The 19688-nt window shown below is 67.5% G+C and carries 17 protein-coding genes; 11 read left to right on the top strand and 6 right to left on the bottom strand.

Features of this window, described 5'->3' with window-relative positions; all coding sequences use genetic code 11:
* Positions 1 to 14 precede the first annotated feature (14 nt).
* From H162_RS0119520 to H162_RS0119530, 3 genes are all read left to right on the top strand, one after another.
* Positions 15 to 1526, top strand: a complete 1512-nt coding sequence (locus tag H162_RS0119520) for a polyamine aminopropyltransferase (protein WP_020655179.1) — start codon at positions 15 to 17, stop codon at positions 1524 to 1526.
* Complete coding sequence (locus H162_RS0119525) at positions 1526 to 3139, top strand: NAD(P)-binding protein (protein ID WP_020655180.1); 1614 nt, start codon at positions 1526 to 1528, stop codon at positions 3137 to 3139. The genes H162_RS0119520 and H162_RS0119525 overlap by 1 nt, the downstream gene beginning before the upstream one ends.
* 131 nt (positions 3140 to 3270) lie before the next feature.
* Complete coding sequence (locus H162_RS0119530; RefSeq protein ID WP_020655181.1) at positions 3271 to 3558, top strand: c-type cytochrome; 288 nt, start codon at positions 3271 to 3273, stop codon at positions 3556 to 3558.
* On the opposite strand, the gene H162_RS0119535 is transcribed toward H162_RS0119530, so the two are convergent.
* From H162_RS0119535 to H162_RS0119545, 3 genes are all read right to left on the bottom strand, one after another.
* The gene (locus H162_RS0119535) at positions 3545 to 4231 is read right to left on the bottom strand and encodes a hypothetical protein (protein WP_156885705.1); all 687 of its coding nucleotides are present in this window, start codon (positions 4229 to 4231) and stop codon (positions 3545 to 3547) included. The genes H162_RS0119530 and H162_RS0119535 overlap by 14 nt on opposite strands.
* A 102-nt stretch (positions 4232 to 4333) precedes the next feature.
* Positions 4334 to 6091: a cation:proton antiporter domain-containing protein gene (locus H162_RS0119540; RefSeq protein WP_020655183.1), complete on the bottom strand. Its 1758-nt coding sequence runs from the start codon at positions 6089 to 6091 to the stop codon at positions 4334 to 4336.
* A 180-nt stretch (positions 6092 to 6271) separates the two neighbouring features.
* On the bottom strand, positions 6272 to 8593 hold the full coding sequence (locus H162_RS0119545) for a sugar nucleotide-binding protein (RefSeq protein WP_020655184.1): 2322 nt from the start codon (positions 8591 to 8593) through the stop codon (positions 6272 to 6274).
* Between the two features lie 316 nt (positions 8594 to 8909).
* Here H162_RS0119545 and trpS point away from each other — a divergent pair, with 316 nt between their 5' ends.
* Together trpS and H162_RS0119555 are read left to right on the top strand one after the other, a co-directional pair.
* Entirely contained in the window at positions 8910 to 9932 is a 1023-nt protein-coding gene (trpS, locus tag H162_RS0119550) for a tryptophan--tRNA ligase (protein ID WP_020655185.1), read from the top strand.
* Positions 9933 to 10067: 135 nt separating this feature from the next.
* Positions 10068 to 11117, top strand: coding sequence for a zinc ribbon domain-containing protein (locus tag H162_RS0119555; RefSeq protein ID WP_020655186.1), 1050 nt, complete (start codon positions 10068 to 10070; stop codon positions 11115 to 11117).
* A 15-nt stretch (positions 11118 to 11132) separates the two neighbouring features.
* Here the strand turns inward: H162_RS0119555 and H162_RS0119560 are convergent, their stop codons facing one another.
* Together H162_RS0119560 and H162_RS0119565 are read right to left on the bottom strand one after the other, a co-directional pair.
* Complete coding sequence (locus H162_RS0119560) at positions 11133 to 11558, bottom strand: DUF3597 domain-containing protein (protein WP_020655187.1); 426 nt, start codon at positions 11556 to 11558, stop codon at positions 11133 to 11135.
* 48 nt (positions 11559 to 11606) lie between these two features.
* Entirely contained in the window at positions 11607 to 12122 is a 516-nt protein-coding gene (locus tag H162_RS0119565; RefSeq protein WP_040787714.1) for a hypothetical protein, read from the bottom strand.
* Between the two features lie 147 nt (positions 12123 to 12269).
* On the opposite strand from H162_RS0119565, the gene H162_RS0119570 reads away from it, so the two are divergent.
* The 4 genes from H162_RS0119570 to alaS all read left to right on the top strand — a co-directional run bounded on the left by H162_RS0119570 (position 12270) and on the right by alaS (position 17878).
* The gene (locus H162_RS0119570) at positions 12270 to 12617 is read left to right on the top strand and encodes a DUF1294 domain-containing protein (RefSeq protein ID WP_020655189.1); all 348 of its coding nucleotides are present in this window, start codon (positions 12270 to 12272) and stop codon (positions 12615 to 12617) included.
* Positions 12618 to 12635: 18 nt separating this feature from the next.
* The gene (ugpQ, locus tag H162_RS0119575) at positions 12636 to 13388 is read left to right on the top strand and encodes a glycerophosphodiester phosphodiesterase (protein WP_020655190.1); all 753 of its coding nucleotides are present in this window, start codon (positions 12636 to 12638) and stop codon (positions 13386 to 13388) included.
* Between the two features lie 92 nt (positions 13389 to 13480).
* A complete protein-coding gene (locus H162_RS0119580) occupies positions 13481 to 15142 on the top strand; it encodes a flagellinolysin (protein WP_020655191.1) in 1662 nt (553 codons plus the stop codon).
* A gap of 126 nt (positions 15143 to 15268) precedes the next feature.
* The gene (gene alaS, locus H162_RS0119585) at positions 15269 to 17878 is read left to right on the top strand and encodes an alanine--tRNA ligase (protein WP_020655192.1); all 2610 of its coding nucleotides are present in this window, start codon (positions 15269 to 15271) and stop codon (positions 17876 to 17878) included.
* Between the two features lie 106 nt (positions 17879 to 17984).
* Here the strand turns inward: alaS and H162_RS0119590 are convergent, their stop codons facing one another.
* Positions 17985 to 18566, bottom strand: a complete 582-nt coding sequence (locus H162_RS0119590; protein ID WP_020655193.1) for a DJ-1/PfpI family protein — start codon at positions 18564 to 18566, stop codon at positions 17985 to 17987.
* A 403-nt stretch (positions 18567 to 18969) separates the two neighbouring features.
* On the opposite strand from H162_RS0119590, the gene H162_RS0119595 reads away from it, so the two are divergent.
* Positions 18970 to 19227, top strand: a complete 258-nt coding sequence (locus tag H162_RS0119595) for a sulfurtransferase TusA family protein (RefSeq protein WP_020655194.1) — start codon at positions 18970 to 18972, stop codon at positions 19225 to 19227.
* 186 nt (positions 19228 to 19413) lie between these two features.
* Positions 19414 to 19688, top strand: a 275-nt coding sequence (locus H162_RS0119600) for an electron transfer flavoprotein subunit beta/FixA family protein (protein WP_020655195.1), incomplete at its 3' end; no start/stop codon positions are given.

Consider the following 19688-nt stretch of genomic DNA (forward strand, 5'->3'; position numbering starts at 1 on the left):
GCAAAAAAACCTGGATGACCAAAAAAATTCTGATCCTGTCGGTGTTCGTCGTCGCGTCCTGCGGCCTGGCGTACGAACTGATCGCCGGCGCGCTGTCGAGCTACCTGCTGGGCGACTCGGTGCTGCAGTTCTCCACCATTATCGGCTGCTACCTGTTCGCGATGGGCGTGGGCGCCCATGTCTCCAAGTATGTACGCGACGAGGACGTGCTGTCGCGCTTCATCGACATCGAGCTGGCGGTGGGCCTGATCGGCGGCCTGTCGGCGGCCGTGCTGTTCTTCACCTATACCTGGATGGCGGCGCCGTTCCGCACCGTGCTGTACGTGACCGTGTTCCTGATCGGCGCCATGGTCGGCATGGAAGTGCCGCTGGTGATGCGCGCGCTGAACGAGCGCCGCACCGGCTTCGCCGAGATCGTGAGCCGGGTGCTGACCTTCGACTATCTTGGCGCGCTGGCCGTGTCGCTATTGTTCCCGCTGGTGCTGGCCCCGCACCTGGGACTGGTGCGCACCGGCTTCCTGTTCGGGATGCTCAACGTCGGCGTCGCCATCTGGACCCTGTACGTGTTCCGCGCCGAGCTGGCCGACCTGGGCGGGCGGGCGATCCGCGCCGGCGCGGTGCTGTTCGTGCTGGCGCTGGGCTTCGGCCTGTCGGACCGGATGGTCGAATGGGGCGAGCGCGGCCTGTTCGGCGACGAGGTGGTGTACTCGACCACCACCCCCTACCAGCGGCTGGTGATCACGCGCTGGAAGGACGACCTGCGCCTGTACATCAACGGCAACCTGCAGTTCTCCTCGCGCGACGAATACCGCTACCACGAGGCGCTGGTGCACCCGGCCATGCATGCGGCGCCGTGGGCGCGCAAGGTGCTGGTGCTGGGCGGCGGCGACGGGCTGGCGCTGCGCGAGGTGCTGCGCTATCCGCAGGTCGAGGAAGTGACCCTGGTCGACCTCGACCCGCAGATGACCGGCGCCTTCGCCACCCGGCCCGAGCTGGTGAAGCTGAACGCCGGCGCGCTGAAGGACAAGCGGGTCAAGGTGGTCAATGCCGATGCCGCGATCTGGCTGCAGCGCGAAGCCGGCATGTACGACGTGGCCATCGTCGACTTCCCCGATCCGTCCAGCTTCGCGCTGGGCAAGCTGTACTCGGTGCCGTTCTACGGCGTGCTGCGCAAGCACGTGGCCGCCAACGGCATGATCGCGGTGCAGTCGACCTCGCCGTTCTTCGCGCCGCACGCCTACTGGACCATCGACGCCACCCTGCGCGAAGTGGGCCTGCGCACCTGGCCCTACCACCTGTACGTGCCGTCCTTCGGCGAATGGGGCTTCGTGCTGGCTTCGCCGCAGGGACGGTTCGAACTGCCCGAACGCTATCGCCTGCCGATGCGCTACCTGAACGCCGAGACCACGCGCGCGATGTTCGCCTTCCCGCCCGACATGCAGCGCCTGGCCATGCCGCCCAACCGCCTCGACAGCCAGTCGCTGGTGCGCGAGTTCGAGGAAGACTGGAGCCGGGTGATCCGCTGATGGACCGCCGTTCCTTCCTCATGTCCGCCGGCGGGGCGGGGCTGGCCGGCCTGGCCGGCGGCGCCGGTTTCCTGCACTGGCTGGAGATCACGCCCAAGGTAAGCCATCCGGGACGGGTGGAAGGGCATGTCCTGCGCGATCGCACGCAACTGCCGCCGCCTGCCGAAGTCATCGACACCGACGTGGCCATCCTCGGCTCGGGCATCGCGGGACTGAGCGCGGCCTGGAAGCTCGACCGGCTGGGCCGGCGCGACTTCCTGCTGTTCGATGGCCCCGAAGCCTTCGGCAACGCGGCCGGGAGCGGCTTCGGCGAATTCGCCTGCCCGACCGGCGCGCACTACCTGCCCTTGCCGGGGCCGGAATCGGCCCATGTGCGCGAGATGCTCCTCGATCTTGGCGTGATCCGGCGCGATGCCATGGCCGCGCGGCCCTATTACGACGAGCGCTACATCCTGCACGGCCCCGGGGAACGCCTGCTGCTCGACGGCCGCTGGCACGACGGGCTGCTGCCGGTGGAAGGCGCCAGCGCGGACGAGCTGGCGCAGCAGCGGCGCTTCTTCGCGCACATGGAGCGCCTGCGCCGCCAGGCCGGGGCCGACGGGCGGCGCGGCTTCGTGTTCCCGTCGGTGCTGTCGTCGAACGATGCGGCGTTCGCGGAGCTCGACCGCCTGAGCTTCGCCCAGTGGCTGGAGCGCGAAGGCTACCGCGCGCCCGGCCTGCGCTGGTACCTCGACTACTGCTGCCGCGACGACTATGGCGCGGCCGCCGACCGCGTCTCGGCCTGGGCCGGCGTGCATTACTTCGCCGGGCGCTGGGGCGAGGCCGCGAATGCGGACGAGAACGCGCTGCTGACCTGGCCGGGCGGCCTGGCGCCGCTGGCCGAGGCGCTGGCGGCGCGCGCGGCGGGACGGCGCCGCGCCGGAACGGCGGCCTCCGTGCGCGTGAAGGACGGCCGGGCGGAAGCCCTGTGCTTCACCCTGGAAGGCGGCAAGCCGCGCAGCTTCCTGGTGCGCGCGCGCCGCATGGTGTGCGCGATGCCGCTGTTCGTCGCCGCGCGCGTGGTCGAAGGCATCGGCGAACTGGGCTTCGATGCGGGCAGCCACCTGCCGGCCTACGCGCCCTGGATGGTCAGCAACTTCCTGATGCGCGATTTCCCGCGCGAGCTGGGCGAGGCGCCGCTGTCCTGGGACAACGTGGTGCATGGGGGGCAGGGCCTGGGCTATGTGGTGTCGACCCACCAGGACCTCCGGGTGCGCCCGCCCGCGAAGACCGTGTTCACCGCCTACATGGCGCTGTCGCAGCGCACTCCCCGGGACGCGCGGCGCTGGCTGCAGGAAGCGGGCGCGGAGGAACTGCTGGCACTGGCCAGCGCCGACCTGAAGCAGGCCTATGGCTGGACCCTGGCTCCTTGCGTGGAGCGGGTCGACATCACCGTGCGCGCGCATGCGATGGCGATCCCGCAGCCGGGCTTCCGCGCGAATGCGGGCCTGCGCGCGCTGCGCGAGGCGGACGGGCCGCTGCTGTTCGCGCACGGCGACCTGTCCGGCTTCTCGGTGTTCGAGGAAGCGGCGTGGTGGGGCTGCGTGGCGGCGCAGCGGGCCGCCATGGGGTGAGGTCGCGGCGGATCCGGCCGGCGTGCGGTCAATGGCAGGCATTCATCGAATCAATGCCGAGGCAGCGCGCCAGACCTTAGAATGCGCGAGATGGAAACGGGGGACCTGTGAAGCGTATTCTTATTGTCGGTATGGGCGCCATGACGATGTTCGTGGCGCAGGGCGCAATGGCCAATGCCGACCTGGCGAAGGCCAGGAACTGCATGGCTTGCCATGCGCTTGCAAACAAGGTGGTCGGTCCTGCACTCAAGGATGTGGCCACGAAGTATGCGGGACAGCCGGACGCCGAAGCCAGGCTGGCGGCGAAGGTGCTCAAAGGCAGTACCGGCGCCTGGGGGCCCGTCCCCATGCCCGCCAATCCGCAAGTATCCGAGGCCGACGCCAGGATACTGGCGAAGTGGGTCCTCACGCTGAAGTAAGCGGCGGCCGCGCGGGCCGCGCCCGGCGCACGGCGCCGCCGAGACCGAGCAGCAGCATGCCTGCAACGAGCAGGATGCCCTGGCGCGACTCCGGTACCGCGCTGATCGACATGGAAAAATGCCCGGCCTCGCCGATCAGCCAGCCGTGGTCGGTCAGGCTGGTGCTCAGGACGATGAACACGTCGGCGGCGCGCGGCCCGTCGAATGCCCATTCCTGAAGGCTGAAGTCCTGGGAGCCGGGAAAGCTGCCGTCGGGCCAGTGTCCGCGGTGGTAGCCGCCCACCGAATACCAGTCCAGGGTGAAGATGTCGAAGTCGTGCTCGAAGTACCCGGTCTGGCGGCCGTCGAGCTCCCATGCACCGTAGGTGGCGAAGGTAGTGGCAAGGCTGGCGCGGTCCGGAAAGCGGATCGAGCGGTCGCCGACGATCAGCGTCATGCCGGCCTGGTCGCCCTCCATCGCCGGCAGCGGCCCCCATTCCTTGTCGCGGTCGAGCAGGGCGGTCGTGACGAGCTCGTAGCGGAAGCTCTCGGGCAAGCCGAGTTCGGCCTGGACCAGCTCGGTGGCCGTCATCGTGCCGGTACTGCGCAGGGTGACCGTGACTGGTTGCTGTGCATGCGCCAGGCCGGACAGGACCAGCGCAAGGACGACAGCGAAAGCGTAGCGGACCGGCATGCCGCACCTCGACTCGGTGATGGAGGTATCGAGCATAGCGCGGCGGCGCGCCGCCGGCCCGGGCGTGTCTGGCGTGCGCGACTCGGCAGTCGCGGGCGCGGCTCAGGCGGCCGGCTGCTGCGGTTCCAGCAGCTTGGCGGCGAACTGGTCGCGCTCCTGGTCGACGATGTCGTCCACCACGCGCTCGTCCAGTCCCATCGCTTCCAGCACGAAGGCGGACAGCTGCAGGCTGGCTTCGAGCGTCTCCGGCACCACCACGCTGGCCCCGGCCAGGCGCAGCGCGCGCGCATGCTTTTCGTCGCGCGAGCGCACGAACAGGCGCGCGTGCGGGAATTCGCGCCGGATGCCGCGCACCGCCTGCATGGCCGACGCCGGGTGGTCCATCGTCAGCACGATCGCGGGCGCTTCCTCGGCGTGCACGCGGCGCAGCAGTTCCGGGCGCGCGGCGTTGCCGAAGTAGACCGGCACGCCCTGGGCGTGCAGCTTCGACACCAGCCTGGCGTCGTTCTCGAAGGCGACGTAGGGGATCTTCTGCTCGTCCAGCAGCTTGGCGAGCTGCTGCCCGACCCGTCCGAAGCCGGCGATGATGATGCGTCCGCGCGCCGTGGCGAGGGCGCGCTCGTCCTGGGTGGCGGCCTGCTCGCGCTCGTCGCGTTCCCAGCGGTCGCCGATGGAGCGGCCCAGGCGCGCCAGCATCGGCGTGATGAACAGCGACAGGCCGACCGCCAGCATGACGCGCGCGCCCAGCGCCGGGTCGAGCAGCTTCGCGCCCATGGCGGCGCCGATCACGATGAAGGCGAATTCGCCGCCCTGGCCCAGCAGCAGGCCGCCTTCGACGGCGCGGCCCCAGGACAGGCCGCCGGCGCGGAACAGCAGGGCGACCACCAGGGCCTTGAGCAGCACCAGGCCGGCGACGAAGGCGGCCAGCCAGAGCGGGGCTTCGAGGATCTGGCGGGTATCGATGAGCATCCCGACGCTCATGAAGAACAGGCCCATGAGCAGGCCCTTGAAGGGCTCGACCATGAGTTCGACCTCGTGCTTGAACTCGGTCTCGGCCAGCAGCAGGCCGGCGATCAGGGCGCCGAGCGCCATCGACAGCCCGGCGGCGGCCGACAGGCCGGCGATGCCGAAGGTGGAAAGCAGGATCAGGGCCATGAACACGTCCGGCTGGCGGTGCCGGGCGAAGGCGCGGAACAGCGGATGGATGATGCGCCCGCCGACCAGGTAGATCAGGGCGATGGCGCCGGCGGCCTTGGCCATCGTGACCAGGGTCAGCATGGCGATACCGTCGCCGCCGCCGCGTCCGAGGGCGCCGATCAGGATCAGGATCGGCACCACGGCCAGGTCCTGCAGCATCAGGACGGCGAAGGCGGCCTGTCCGAGGCGGGTGCCGGTGCTTTGCTGCTGGGCCATCAGCTGCATCACGACGGCGGTGGAGGACAGCGACAGCACCAGGCCGAGGATCACGGCGGCCTGGCCCGGCAGCCCGGCCAGGTAGAGCGCGCCGCCGATCAGGACCGCGCTGGCGGCCACCTGGGCGCTGCCGGCGCCGAACACCCAGCGCCGCATGGCCCACAGGCGGGCGGCGGACAGCTCCAGGCCGATCATGAACATCAGGAACAGCACCCCGATCTCGGCCAGCATCGAGACGCCCTGGCCGCTGGGGAAGGTGAGGTGGGAGAACAGCGGATACTCGTCGGCCAGCAGGCCGAGGCCGAAGGGGCCGGCCAGGGTGCCGACCGCCAGGAAGCCGAGCACCTGGTTGATGCGCAGGCGCTGCAGGGTCGGGATCAGGATGCCGGAGAGGATCAGGAACAGGAGGATTTCCCGCAGGAAGGGGAATGCGTGTTGCTCTTGCACTTGGAGGGGCCTGGGTCGCGTTATTGTCTGGCCGGAATTTTAACTTGGCGGGGCGGGGGGGCGGGCAGGTGCAAAAGTCAGAGCCCGTTCCGGCCCGCACCCCAACCCGTCACCGCCGCCGGTGGCAGCAAGTCATTGCTGCCGGTGGCAGCAATGACAGGCAAAGGCTGCGGGCCCCTATCAGGTCCCCGACTGCACCGCTGCCACGTCGGTCGCCTCCTGCTGCCGATGCCCGCTCGCCACCGGCTGCCGGCTTTCCGCGGTCATGAGCAGTTCCTCCAGCTCGACCGGATCGCCCGCGCGCAGTTCGAGGTAGCGCCCCAGCGCATCGTCGAGCCTGGGCAGCAGCACCCCGCGCTCGCTGTGCAGCGCGCAGTAGCGTGGGCGCGCCGCCGCGAAGCCGCAGCTCGCCACCGGCCTGGCTTCCAGCCGGCTGGGGTCGACCCCGGCCCGTTCCGCGGCGCGCAACGCCAGCTCGGCCCAGGTGAGCGCGCCGCCGTTCGACAGGTGCCAGATGCCGTTCTCGCGGTCGATCGCCAGGTCCAGGCAGGCATGCACCAGGTCCGGCACATAGGTCGGCGTGATGGTCAGGTCGCTCGCCGCCTGGAAGGATTCGCCGCGCCGCAGCGCGTCCAGCGCCAGGGTGACGAAGTTGTGCTGGTCCCAGGGGCCGAAGAAGGCGCTGGTGCGCACCATCAGGGCGGACGGGTTCCTGTCCAGCACCTGGGCTTCGGCGTCGGCCTTGCTGCGGCCATAGACGTTCAGCGGCGCCACCGGGTCGGATTCGACATACGGCCGGTCCTGGCTGCCGTCGAACACCAGGTCGCTGGAGAAGCTGGTCAGGTGCACGCCATGGCGCGCGCAGGCCGCCGCCAGGATCGCCGGGCCGAGGGTGTTCTCGCGCAGGCAGCGCTCGACCTCGTTCTCGGCATCGTCGACCCGCACGTAGCCGCAGGTGTTGATCACCGCCCACGGCTGGTGCAGGGCCAGCGCGCGCTCGACCGAGTCGGGGTCGGCGATGTCCATCTCCTTGCGCGACAGCAGCCGGTAGGCCAGGTTGCGCTTCTGGCAGACGCGCGCGAAGGCGCGGCCCAGGGTGCCGGTCGCGCCCAGCACCAGGATCGGGGCGGCGCCGGTGCCGACCAGGCGGTGGCCGTCGGCCGAGATCGAGCTGAGGGCGGCCGGCGTGGCGATCGGCGGGCACAGGAAGCGGCCCGGCCGGCGCCACCAGCCCTGGCCGCGCAGCACCGGGTGCGACAGCGGCGCGCCGGACGACAGCTCGCGCATCATCTTCGCCACCGCGGTCGGGCGCGGCATGGGCGAGCGCACGTCGAACGGACCCGGCTCGTAGTAGCCGCGGTTCTGGGTGACCAGGCTGTTCCAGTCGAAGGAGCCGAGCAGGGCCCAGACCGTGACGGCGCGCACGTCCACGCCGTTGTCGCGCGACTGCCGGGCCGAGTCCCAGATCTCGAGCAGCCAGCGCAACTGGTCTTCGCGGTTGGCGTCGATGTGGGCCTCGGTCACGGCCAGCGGGATGCGGTAGCGGTCCCAGACCTCGGACAGCAGCGGCGAGATGCCGGCCGTCGGCGTGGCCAGCACGCGCGAGGCCTCGATGTCGGCGCAGGGCCTGCCGTCGGTCATGCCGCGGTGGTGTTCGGGATAGCGCTCCGGACGGTGGTCGAGCCAGCGTTCGCTGGTGACGTAGTAGTTGACGCCGATGATGTCGGGCGGGCAGGGATTGTCGCGGAACCAGAGGAATTCGTCGGGCGCGATGCCGGTGTCCAGCAGGTAGTTCCACAGGCGGTGCTCCGGGCCGACCATGCCGCACAACAGGTCCCAGGCCAGCCAGCGGCGTTCGTTGTAGAAGTCGGCCACATGGGCCATTTCCGGCGTGCCGTAGGTCTTGCCGAGGTCGTCGGTCTGGACCAGCTTGGCGTCCGGATTCACCTTGCGGATGGCGCGCATGGACAGCACCACGGCGCGGCACTGGACCAGCAGGGCCTGGATGAAGGTGCGGTCGTCGCGCCCGTGCGGGTACCAGACGCCGTACAGGCCGGCGAAGCGGGCGGTGGTGCAGGGTTCGTTGACGGGGGTGTAGTACTCGAGCCACGGATAGCGCGCGGCCACCGCGCCGGCATACTCGGCCAGTTTCTCGGCGAAGCAGGGTTCGACCAGGCTGGTGTGGCGCGGGCCGCTGCCGTGGTGGACCAGGCCGGCGATCGGGGTGACCCCGGCGTCGCGCAGGGCGGGCAGGCGTTCGTCGGGCCAGCTCCAGTCGGCGCTGGCAAGGCCGTCGGGGGCGGTGCGTTCCCACAGGATTGGATAGCGAATTGCGCGGATGCCGAGCGAGGCGAAGCGTTCGATGTCGCAGGCGCGGCCCGCATGACCGTTACGGTCCAGCTGGCTGAAATATTCGTCGCGTACGCGATTGACGGTGCATTCAAGGCCGCCCCACAGTTCGAGTGGACGGGTCGGGTTGTGCGAGCTCGTTTTTGAATCCATAACATTCACCAATGAATTATTAGTATTTTTACAATATAAACGACTCAGGTGGCAACCCGGATGAAAAAAAAGTCTTGGGGGAGCCAACCTGCCGTGTCATGGCGCGGTTGCGGTTGACAGCAGGCCGCCAACCTGCAACCATGCGGTCCATGAATTTTCTGAAAGCACATCGTTTGTTCCCTTCCTGGTGGCGCCGCTGACAGCGCGCGGCCACAGGAAATGATGTGCATTTCACATAACGCCGCCTCGATCCGGGTGGCGTTTTTGTTGGCGCAGGACGATCGGGGCATAGGAAAAAGAAACCCGAGGAAACCCGATGAGCCAGCAATCCCCTTCCGCTTCCACGCCTATCATCCTGACCGGCGACCGTCCGACCGGTCCGTTGCACCTCGGCCACTACGTGGGCAGCCTGCGTAACCGCGTCACTTACCAGGACGAATACCGCCAGTTCGTGATGCTGGCCGACGCCCAGGCCCTGACCGACAACATGGATGACATCGGAAAGGTACACCGGAACGTTGTCGAAGTGGCGCTCGATTACCTTGCCGTAGGGATCGATCCGGCCAAGACGACCATCCTGATCCAGTCGCAGATCCCGGAACTGACCGAACTGACCTTCTACTACCTGAACCTGGTGACGGTGGCGCGCCTGGAGCGCAACCCGACCGTCAAGCAGGAGATCGTGCTGCGCGGCTTCGAGCGCGACATCCCGGCCGGCTTCCTGACCTACCCGGCCAGCCAGGCCGCCGACATCACCGCCTTCAAGGCCAGCGTGGTGCCGGTGGGCGAGGACCAGATCCCGATGATCGAGCAGTGCAACGAGATCGTGCGCAAGTTCAACCGCATCGCCGGCCGCGACATCCTGGTCGAGGCCAAGGCCTATGTGCCGGAAGTCGGCCGCCTGCCCGGCATCGACGGCAAGGCCAAGATGAGCAAGTCGCTCGGCAACACGATCAACCTGGGCGCCAGCGCCGACGAGATCCGCGCCGCGGTCAAGATGGTCTATACCGACCCGCTGCACCTGAAGGTGTCCGACCCGGGCCACCTGGAAGGCAACGTGGCCTTCCTCTACCTCGACGCCTTCGACACCGACAAGGCGGGCCTGGCCGAGATGAAGGCGCACTACACGCGCGGCGGACTGGGCGACAGCGTGGTCAAGAAGCGCCTGGAAGGCATCCTGCAGGACCTGCTGGCGCCGATCCGCGCCCGCCGCGAGGAGTTCGCCAAGGACCGCGGCCAGGTCATGCAGATCCTGAAGGAAGGCACGATGAAGGCGCGCGAAGTGGCGGCCGTCACCACCGACGAGGTGCGCAAGGCGCTGGGTCTGTCCTACTTCTGACGCCCGCATTCCCGCCCCCGGTATCGTTCCACGGTACCAGGGGTAGCGCGCGCACGGGCTCTGGCGCAAGCCGGTAGCCCTGCGGCTCTTCCAGTGGCAAGCTTGAGCCTTGTTCACCACGCGAGGAGTGCCCCGATGGATAAAGGCTTGCGCCTGACCGAGAAATGGCTGCAGCGCGGGCTGTGGCTGGTGGCGATCGTGTTCGCCGGTTTCCTGATCGGGCTGGGCAGCCTGGTGGTCAGGAACCTGTGGGACGTCGAGCGCCCGCTGACGGTCGAGCAGTTCATGGACCCGGCCCGGGCCCGCGCCCTGAAGGCCGAACTGGAGCAGTCCCGGGAGCGCCGGGAGGCGGCGCGCGAGCGGCTCGACCAGGCCACCCAGAAGCATGCCGTGGCCCAGTCGAATACCCGTTCGGCGCGCGCCACCTTCGACAACTGGCTGGCGACCCGGGACGCGACCGCGCGGCCCGAGCAGGATCCGGAGCTGATCGCCCGCACCAGGGCCCTCGACGCGCTCGAAGCCGACGAGCGCAAGGCGCTGGGGGCGGTCGAGGCCGAGCAGCAGGCGATGCTGGACGCCACCCAGGCGTCGGATCGCGCCCATGTCTCCTGGCGCCGCCTCGAGGAGCCGGCGCAACGGGCCTTCCTCGACGCCTCGGAAGCCAAGGAACTGCGGGTGTTCCTGTACCGGCTGGCGCTGACCCTGCCGCTGCTGCTGGTCGCCGGCTGGCTGTTCAGGCACAAGCGCAAGAGCGCCGACTGGCCCTTCGCCTGGGGCTTCATCCTGTTCGCGCTGTTCACCTTCTTCTTCGAGCTGGTGCCTTACCTGCCCAGCTACGGCGGCTACGTGCGCTATGCGGTTGGGATCGTCCTGACCGTCATCGTGGGCCGCTATGCGATCACCTGGCTGCAGCACTACCTGGCGCGCCAGAAGCAGGCCGAGGCGCTGCCCGCTGTCGAACGGCGCCAGACCATGCGCTACGATGTCGCCCTCGCCCGGCTGGGCAAGGGCGTGTGCCCGGGATGCGAGCGGCCGGTCGACCTGAAGGACAACGGCATCGACTTCTGCCCGCACTGCGGCATCGGCCTGTTCGACCGATGCGGGTGCTGCAGCGCGCGCAAGAACGCGTTCGCCCGGTTCTGTTTCTCGTGCGGCACGGCGGCCAACACGACTCTCGCCGACTGACATCGGTCGCGCAGCTCAGTCGCGCAAATCAGCCGGCACCTTTCCGCCATTGGCCGCCAGCTTGTTCATCACCTGCCGGTGCAGCCAGATGTTCATGGCCGCGGAATCGCCGGTGTCGCCGGTGTAGTTCAGCTCGGCAGCCAGTTCCTTGCGCGCCTGCAGGCTGCTGTCCAGGTTGAGCAGCTTGAGCAGGTCGACGATGGAGCTGCGCCAGTTCAGCTGCTGGCCCGAGGACTGCTGCATTTTATTGAGAATCTCTTCCACGTCCACCTGCTGCATCGGTGCGGCGGCAGGTGCGGCCTGCGGCGCAGGCTGGGTGGGGGCCGGCTGCGGCGCCTGGCCTGCCGGCGCTGGCGCCTTGGTCGGCGCCGGAGCCGGGGCAGGCGCCGCTTTCGCGTGGCCCGGGAAGATCTTGCTGAAGATATTGCTCAGGATGCCCATGATAGTCCTCGCTGGTTGGTGTTCTTGGGTTGGATGCTCTGGTGGGTACTAGCGGCGCATGTTTTGTGCAATATGGCCAAGCGCGATGGCGAGCGCGGCGCCGCCGATCGCCTTGACCAGGGTGGGATTCTGGGCGTAGAAGTCGCCCATGCGGTCGACGATGCCCGGATTCTCCTGTTCGGCCTTCTCGGCGATCTCGCGCACCTGTTCGGGCGAGACCTGCGAAGCCTGTTCCGGCGTGACCTGGCTCGGGGTCTTGCCGCCGAACAGGTTGCCGAGGGCGCCGCCGGCCACCGAGGACAGCAGGCCCGGGCCGAGGGTGGCGAGCAGCTGGTTCAGCATGCCGGCGCGCTGGTCCGGATTGCTCTGGCCGAACAACTGGCTCACCATCTGCGGAAAGGGCGGGGTCTGGTCGGAACGCAGCGCGCCTGTCACGCCCTGCGCCACGGCTTCGCGCGGCGCGTTCTGCGCCACCCGGTCGAAGTCATCCGCGGCGTTGCCGGGGTTGGCGGTATTCGCTCCGCCCAGGTATTGCTGCAACAGGTTTCCTAGATCAAAAGCCATGTCGTTCTCCTGCTTCACTGATAGTGGGAAGATCGAGGGTAGGCTGGGTGGGAGGCTTTTCTCTGTTCGTTATCGAACGATAAACACACTAAGCCGGTGGTTTTTTGCCGTATGGACATTCACCCGTGAGAAACGTAAGCTCTCGCCATGCCTTATTTCCCGCTCGCCCTGTTTGCCCTCCTGTATGCCTATGCCAGCTTCGCATGGGACCTGCCGCTGCTCGTCGGCGCGGCCTACCTGGTCACCAGCCTGACCTGTTTCGTCGCCTATGCGATCGACAAGTCGGCCGCCCGCGCGAAGACCTGGCGCACGCCCGAGATCACGCTCCTGACGCTGAGCCTGGTCGGCGGCTGGCCGGGCGCGCTGCTGGCGCAGCAGTGGCTGCGCCACAAGACGAGCAAGCAGTCGTTCCAGTGGAAGTTCCAGCTGACGGTGGCGCTGAACATCGGCCTGTTCGCCTGGCTGGCCTGGCAGTTCGGCCTGGGCCGGGCCTGATCCTGAAAGGAGCGCCCCATGTGGCGATATCCACGCATCCTGGCGCACCGCGGCGGCGGCACGCTGGCGCCGGAAAACACCATGGCCGGCCTGTGGCGCGGCATGGAACACGGCTTTCGCGCCATCGAGTTCGACGTCATGCTGGCGCGCGACGGCGTGCCGGTGGTGCTGCACGACCCCTGGCTGGGACGCACGGTCAAGGGCAGCGGACATGTCTTCGACTACGACGCCGCGGAACTGGCCGGCATGGACGCGGGCAGCTGGTTCGGCCATGAGCACCGCAAGGAACCGGTGCCGCTGTTCGCCGAATTCGCGCAGTATTGCCGGGCGCACGGGGTCTGGATGAACATCGAGATCAAGCCGGCGCCGGGCTTCGAACGCGCCACCGGCGCAACGGTCGCGCGCCTGGCCGCCGCCATGTTCGCCGGCGAGCTCGCGGCCGGGGACCTGGCGCGCGCGCCGCTGCTGTCCTCGTTCAGCCATGCAGCCCTGGAAGCGGCGCTCGCGGCCGCACCCGCGCTGCCGCGCGCCTGCCTGATGGTGGAGCTGGCCGCGGACTGGGAGCGCCAGGCGCGCTCGGTCGGCGCGGTGGCGATCCACGTCAACCACCGCCACCTGACGAAGGAGGGGGCGCAGGCGGTCAGGGCGGCCGGCCTGGGCCTGTTCTGCTACACGGTCAACGATCCGGCGCGCGCCCGCGCGCTGCTGGACTGGGGCGTGGACGCCTTCTGTACCGACAGGATCGACCTGATCGGCCCCGATTTCGCCTAATGACAGATTTCTACAAATAGTTCGCCGCAGGTCTCAAGAAGATTGATGGGTTGTCGTTAAGTACAGACAACCGCCCGTAGGGCGTGATAAAAATGTCACTATCAATCCATAGCAACGCACTCTCACTCGCCGCCCAGCGCAACTTCAAGACGCATACGACCGACCAGGCCACGCTGATAGCGCGCCTGACGACGGGCGCGCGCATCGGTGGCGCTGCCGACGACCCGGCCGGCCAGGCCGTGGTCGACCGCATGAGCTCGGGCCTGCGCGGGAACGGCATCGCCCTGCGCAGCATCAACGACGGCAGCTCCATGCTGCAGGTCGCCGACAGCGCCATGGCGAGCATCGGCGAGAGCCTGCAACGGCTGCGCGAGATGGCCGTTGCCTCCGGCAATGGCAGCTACAGCGCCGACGACCGCGCCGCCCTGCAAAAGGAAGCGGTGCAACTGCTGGGCCACATCGACCAGGTCGGCAAGGATACCCGCTTCAATGGCGAAGCCGTGTTCTCCCAGGATACGACCAGCATCGGCGGCGACGCCAGGAAGCGCGTGGTGCTCGACGGTCTCAAGACCGGCTGGCTGAGCGCGGCCGAAGGCATGATCGAGCAGTACTACGGCCTGGAAGCGCAGGGCGGCAAGCTCACCGTCAACCTGGCCGACAGCCTCGATCCCGCCGACGGCTCGTCGAACGTGCTGGCCTCGGTCGGCCCGGCGAACGGGGGGCTGGGCCTGAACATCGACATGGCCGACTTCGGCACCGCGCCCAGCCTCGACGGCGGCGGCGCGCCCCTGTACAGCGACCGCATCATCGCGCACGAGATGGCGCACGCCGTCATGATGAACACCATGGACGTGTCGTCGCTGCCGCAGTGGTTCGTCGAAGGCACTGCCGAGCTGATCCATGGCGGCGACGAGCGCCTGGCGTCGCGGATCGCCGGCGACGGCGGCGCGGGTGACGTGGTCAGCGACACCGCGGGCGGCACCTTCAGCTACGAAGGCGGGTATGCGGCCAGCCGCTACCTGCATGCGCGCATGAAGGAGCTGGGCGTCGAGGGCGGGATCAAGGGTGTCATGCAGCACATGGCGCAGCACCGGTCGGACCTGGACCAGGCGCTGGAGGCCGTCAGCGGCGGCGTGTTTGCGAACGAGGGCGCTTTCCTCGCCGAGTTCGGCGCCAGGGGCGAGGCCTTCATCAACGACCGCATGAACCTGAGCAATGCCGATACCGGCGCGATCGGCGGCCTCGACGCCGACGGCGGTCAGGTACGCCATGCACGCAACGTGGTGCCGGACGCGGGCGACAACAACGCCGGCGATGGCCTGTCCGGCTTCCAGGTGGTGTATCCCGAGCTCGGCGGCGCCACCGGCGTGCGGCGCGTGCAGGTGCAGGCAAGCAGCGAAGCAGGGGACTTGATCGAACTGCAATTCTCGTCGATGAATGCGCGCGCGCTCGGCCTGGCGGACCTCGACATGGACAAGTCGGCGGTGGCGATCCTGCACATCGACCAGGCGCTCGAGTTCGTCAACCAGCAGCGCGCCGTGGTGGGGGCATCCAGCAACCGGCTCGACATCGCGGCGAGTGTGCTGCAGAACGGTTCCAACAACATGGAAACGGCGCGCGACCGGATCCAGGACGTGGATTACGCCACCAGCACCGCCGGCCTGACGCGCATCCAGATCCTCCAGCAGGCGGCCTCGGCCATGTTGGCCCAGGCCAACAGCCAGCCGCGCGCGGTCCTCAACCTGCTGCGCTAGCGAAGAAGGCGGCGGGCCGGGACCGGCCTCGCCGTGTGTCAATATTCGCCACACTGATATTCCACAGGGCAGCTAGGCTATAATCGACTCTTTATAAAGCATGCTGCCTTCTTCCGCCCATACGACATGAAATCCTCCGAAATCCGCGAAAAGTTCCTCAAGTTCTTTGAGTCCAAGGCCCATACCATCGTGCGTTCCAGCCCGCTGGTGCCGGGCAACGACCCGACCATGCTGTTGACCAACAGCGGGATGGTGCAGTTCAAGGATGTCTTCCTGGGCCTGGATACGCGTCCGTACTCGCGCGCGACCACGGTGCAGCGCTGCGTGCGCGCCGGCGGCAAGCACAACGACCTCGAGAACGTCGGCTACACCGCGCGCCACCACACCTTCTTCGAAATGCTGGGTAACTTCAGCTTCGGCGACTACTTCAAGCGCGACGCGATCAAGTTCGCCTGGGAGCTGCTGACCACCGTCTACATGCTGCCGGCCGACAAGCTGACCATCACCGTCTACTTCGAGGACGACGAAGCCTACGACATCTGGGCCAACGAGATCGGCGTGCCGCAAGAGCGCATCATCCGCATCGGCGACAACAAGGGCGCGCGCTATGCCTCGGACAACTTCTGGCAGATGGCCGACACCGGCCCCTGCGGTCCCTGCACCGAGATCTTCTACGACCACGGCGCCGACATCTGGGGCGGTCCTCCGGGCTCGCCGGAAGAAGACGGCGACCGCTTCATCGAGATCTGGAACCTGGTGTTCATGCAGTTCAACCGCGATGAAGCCGGCGTCCTGACCCCGCTGCCGAAGCCGTCGATCGACACCGGCATGGGCATGGAGCGCCTGGCCGCCGTGCTGCAGCACGTGCACAGCAACTACGAGATCGACCTGTTCCAGGCCCTGATCAAGGCCGCCGCGCGCGAAACCGGCGCGGCTGACCTGAACAACAACTCGCTGAAGGTCATCGCCGACCACATCCGCGCCGCCTCCTTCCTGATCGTCGACGGCATCATCCCGAGCAGCGAAGGCCACGGCTACGTCCTGCGCCGCATCATCCGCCGCGCGCTGCGCCACGGCCACAAGCTGGGCCAGACCAAGCCATTCTTCCACAAGCTGGTGGCCGACCTCGACATCGAGATGGGCGCCGCCTATCCGGAACTGAGCGACGCGAAAGAGCGCGTGGCCCAGGTCCTGAAGGCCGAGGAGGAGCGCTTCGGCGAGACCCTGGAAAACGGCATGAAGATCCTGGAAGCGCAGCTGGCCAAGGATCCGAAGAACCTGGACGGCGGCACCGCCTTCACCCTGTACGACACCTACGGCTTCCCGCTCGACCTGACCGCCGACATCTGCCGCGAGCGCGGCGTGACCCTGGACGAAGCAGGTTTCGCGGCTGCGATGGAGCAGCAGAAGAAGACCGCGCGCGCCGCCGGCAAGTTCAAGATGGCCGCCAACGTCGAGTACTCGGGCGAGAAGACCAAGTTCGTCGGCTACGAGTCGCTGGTGCACAACACCCACGTGCTGGCCCTGTACGCCGACGGCGTCTCGGTCCAGGAGCTGAAGGCCGGCCAGGCCGGCATCGTGGTGCTCGACACCACCCCGTTCTACGCCGAGTCGGGCGGCCAGGTCGGCGACCAGGGCGTGATCGCGGCGTCCAGCGGCCGCTTCGACGTCGAGGACACCCTGAAGATCCAGGCCGAGGTGTTCGGCCACCACGGCGTGCTGCGTGAAGGTTCGCTGAAGGTCGGCGACGCCGTCGACGCCCAGGTCGACACCGTCAAGCGCGCGCGCACCATCCGCAACCACTCGGCGACCCACCTGATGCACAAGGCCCTGCGCGAAGTGCTGGGCGGCCACGTGCAGCAGAAAGGCTCGCTGGTCGATCCGGACAAGACCCGTTTCGACTTCAGCCACCCGACCGCAGTGACCGCCGACGAAATCGCGAAGGTCGAGGCGATCGTCAACCGCGAGATCCTCGAGAACCACGCGACCGCCGCGCATAACATGAGCTTCGACGACGCGGTCAAGCATGGCGCGATGGCGCTGTTCGGCGAGAAGTACGGCGACACCGTACGGGTGCTGGACATCGGCTCGTCGAAGGAACTGTGCGGCGGCGTGCACGTCACCCGCACCGGCGACATCGGCCTGTTCAAGATCATCTCGGAAGGCGGCGTGGCCGCCGGCATCCGCCGTATCGAGGCGGTGACGGGCGAGGGCGCACTGGCGCTGGTGCAGGCCATCAACCGCAAGCTGACCGAAGCAGCCGGCGCGCTGAAGACCAGCCCGGACGAACTGCCGGTGCGTATCGCCCAGGTGCAGGACCAGGTGAAATCGCTGGAGAAGGAAATCGCGGCGCTGAAGTCGAAGCTGGCATCGGGCCAGGGCGACGAGCTGGCCACCCGGGCCATCGACGTGAACGGCATCAAGGTGCTGGCCGCGACGATGGAAGGCGCCGACGTGAACAGCCTGCGCGAGACCATGGACAAGCTGAAGGACAAGCTGAAGACCGCCGCCATCGTGCTGGCGAGCGTCGCCGACGGCAAGGTCAGCCTGATCGCCGGCGTCACCGCGGACGCTACGGCCAAGGTCAAGGCGGGCGAGCTGGTGAACTTCGTCGCCAAGCAGGTCGGCGGCAAGGGCGGCGGCCGTCCGGACATGGCGCAGGCCGGCGGTACCGATCCGTCGGCGCTGCCGCAGGCGCTGGCCGGCGTGGCCGGCTGGGTGGGCGAGCGCGCCTGATCCATGGCGCCGCCAGGCGCCAGTCAGCCAGGGGCCGGGTCCTGTCACGCACAGGGCCCGGCCCTTTTTTGGGCCCAGGCCGCCGCTTTCGCCCGCAGGCCAGGGTCTATGCTTCGATCTTCGTCCCCAGCAGCGCCAGGAACTGGGCCAGCCACTGCGGATGCGCCGGCCAGGCCGGCGCCGTGACCAGGTTGCCGTCCGTGACCGCCGCATCGACCGCGATCTCCGCATACTCGCCGCCCGCCATGCGCACTTCCGGGGAGCAGGCCGGGTAGGCCGAGACGCGCCTGCCGCGGATGACGTCGGCCGCCGCCAGCAGCTGGGCGCCATGGCAGACCGCCGCGATCGGCTTGTCGTCGCGGGCGAAAGCCTGGACCAGGGCGATCACCTGCGGGTCCAGGCGCAGGTATTCCGGGGCCCGGCCGCCGGCGATCATCAGCGCGTCATAGCTGCCCGCATCGGCCTCGGCGAAGTCGGCGTTCAGGGCGAACAGGTGGCCGGGCTTCTCGGTATAGGTCTGGTCGCCCTCGAAGTCGTGGATCGCGGTCTTGATCTTGTCGCCCTTTTTCTTGCCGGGGCAGACCGCGTGGACCATGTGCCCGACCATCTGCAGCGCCTGGAAGGGCACCATGGTTTCGTAGTCTTCCGCAAAATCGCCAGTCAACAACAAGATCTTTTTCGTTGCCATCATGTTCTCCTGAAAGGACTTTCATTGAATGGAAACGCGGCCAGCAAACCGTGCGTGGCCGCTCCGCCTGCCAGACAGCTTCATGTAAGAACCACACGGTAGCATCGTCCGCGTGCGGCGGGTGGTGCGGACGGCCCGGCGCCCTTGCGTACGGCGCTACGTACTTTCGTGGATTCCCTTACCCTTGCAACTCGCTAAAACAGCCCGCACTTTCATGTAAATATGCACCTTATTGGTGCAAGTCTGCCAACGAAACTATTTTCTTGCGGTGCTACAATCTTGCGAAACGTCAAATCCGGTTGCACTTTTGCAATAATGTGTGACTATTTTGGTGCGCTGCGTCATAATCCGCGAATTGGAGTAGTATGAGTCAGACGGACCACCTAATCAAAGCAGGCATGCGATGAGCGATACCACTTTCGACACCGATATCATGGAATTCCAGAGAGACCTGGATGCGCGCGGCCTCAACTGCCCGTTGCCCATCCTCAAAGCGAAGAAGGCGCTCGCCGAGATGGAAACTGGCCAGGTGCTGCGGATCGTCGCGACCGACACGGGTTCGGTGCGCGACTTCCAGGCCTTTGCCAAACAGACCGGCAATGCGCTGTTGTCGCACTCGCACATGAATGGCGAGTTCATCTTCCTGATGCGCCGCAAGTAAGAGCGCGGCTTCACGACGACGGGGCAGGGCGACGCCGCCCCGTTATCTCTCCTATTTTTATACCTCATGCGTTTTAGTCGATTTCCTCTAACTCAAAAACGCACGATCGTGCTTTAATTTCGTTTGAAGCCTGAACTTCTCTTATAATCTAGGCCATTTCACCATTCCATTTTCTAAAGGCACCCTATGAAAGTCCTGGTACCCGTCAAACGCGTGGTCGACTACAACGTCAAGGTCCGCGTCAAATCCGACGGCAGCGGCGTGGATATCGCCAATGTCAAGATGTCGATGAACCCGTTCGACGAGATCGCGCTGGAAGAAGCGACGCGCCTGAAGGAATCGGGCAAGGTCACCGAGGTGGTGGCGGTGTCGGTCGGCGTGACCCAGTGCCAGGAAACCCTGCGTACCGGCATGGCGATCGGTGCGGACCGCGGCATCCTGGTCGAGACCAGCGTCGAGAC

The organism is Massilia niastensis DSM 21313 (assembly GCF_000382345.1).
In the GTDB taxonomy this organism is placed as follows: Bacteria; Pseudomonadota; Gammaproteobacteria; order Burkholderiales; family Burkholderiaceae_D; genus Telluria; species Telluria niastensis.

Excerpts from the sequence above, each read along its gene's own strand:
- H162_RS0119555 (WP_020655186.1), top strand. The coding sequence starts at position 10,068 with ATGGATAAAGGCTTGCGCCTGACCGAGAAATGGCTGCAGCGCGGGCTG.
- H162_RS0119520 (WP_020655179.1), top strand. The coding sequence starts at position 15 with ATGACCAAAAAAATTCTGATCCTGTCGGTGTTCGTCGTCGCGTCCTGC.
- ugpQ (WP_020655190.1), top strand. The coding sequence starts at position 12,636 with ATGTGGCGATATCCACGCATCCTGGCGCACCGCGGCGGCGGCACGCTG.
- H162_RS0119590 (WP_020655193.1), bottom strand. The coding sequence starts at position 18,566 with ATGGCAACGAAAAAGATCTTGTTGTTGACTGGCGATTTTGCGGAAGAC.
- trpS (WP_020655185.1), top strand. The coding sequence starts at position 8,910 with ATGAGCCAGCAATCCCCTTCCGCTTCCACGCCTATCATCCTGACCGGC.
- H162_RS0119525 (WP_020655180.1), top strand. The coding sequence starts at position 1,526 with ATGGACCGCCGTTCCTTCCTCATGTCCGCCGGCGGGGCGGGGCTGGCC.
- H162_RS0119545 (WP_020655184.1), bottom strand. The coding sequence starts at position 8,593 with ATGGATTCAAAAACGAGCTCGCACAACCCGACCCGTCCACTCGAACTG.
- H162_RS0119535 (WP_156885705.1), bottom strand. The coding sequence starts at position 4,231 with ATGCCGGTCCGCTACGCTTTCGCTGTCGTCCTTGCGCTGGTCCTGTCC.
- H162_RS0119560 (WP_020655187.1), bottom strand. The coding sequence starts at position 11,558 with ATGGGCATCCTGAGCAATATCTTCAGCAAGATCTTCCCGGGCCACGCG.
- H162_RS0119530 (WP_020655181.1), top strand. The coding sequence starts at position 3,271 with ATGGGCGCCATGACGATGTTCGTGGCGCAGGGCGCAATGGCCAATGCC.
- alaS (WP_020655192.1), top strand. The coding sequence starts at position 15,269 with ATGAAATCCTCCGAAATCCGCGAAAAGTTCCTCAAGTTCTTTGAGTCC.
- H162_RS0119595 (WP_020655194.1), top strand. The coding sequence starts at position 18,970 with ATGAGCGATACCACTTTCGACACCGATATCATGGAATTCCAGAGAGAC.
- H162_RS0119580 (WP_020655191.1), top strand. The coding sequence starts at position 13,481 with ATGTCACTATCAATCCATAGCAACGCACTCTCACTCGCCGCCCAGCGC.
- H162_RS0119570 (WP_020655189.1), top strand. The coding sequence starts at position 12,270 with ATGCCTTATTTCCCGCTCGCCCTGTTTGCCCTCCTGTATGCCTATGCC.
- H162_RS0119565 (WP_040787714.1), bottom strand. The coding sequence starts at position 12,122 with ATGGCTTTTGATCTAGGAAACCTGTTGCAGCAATACCTGGGCGGAGCG.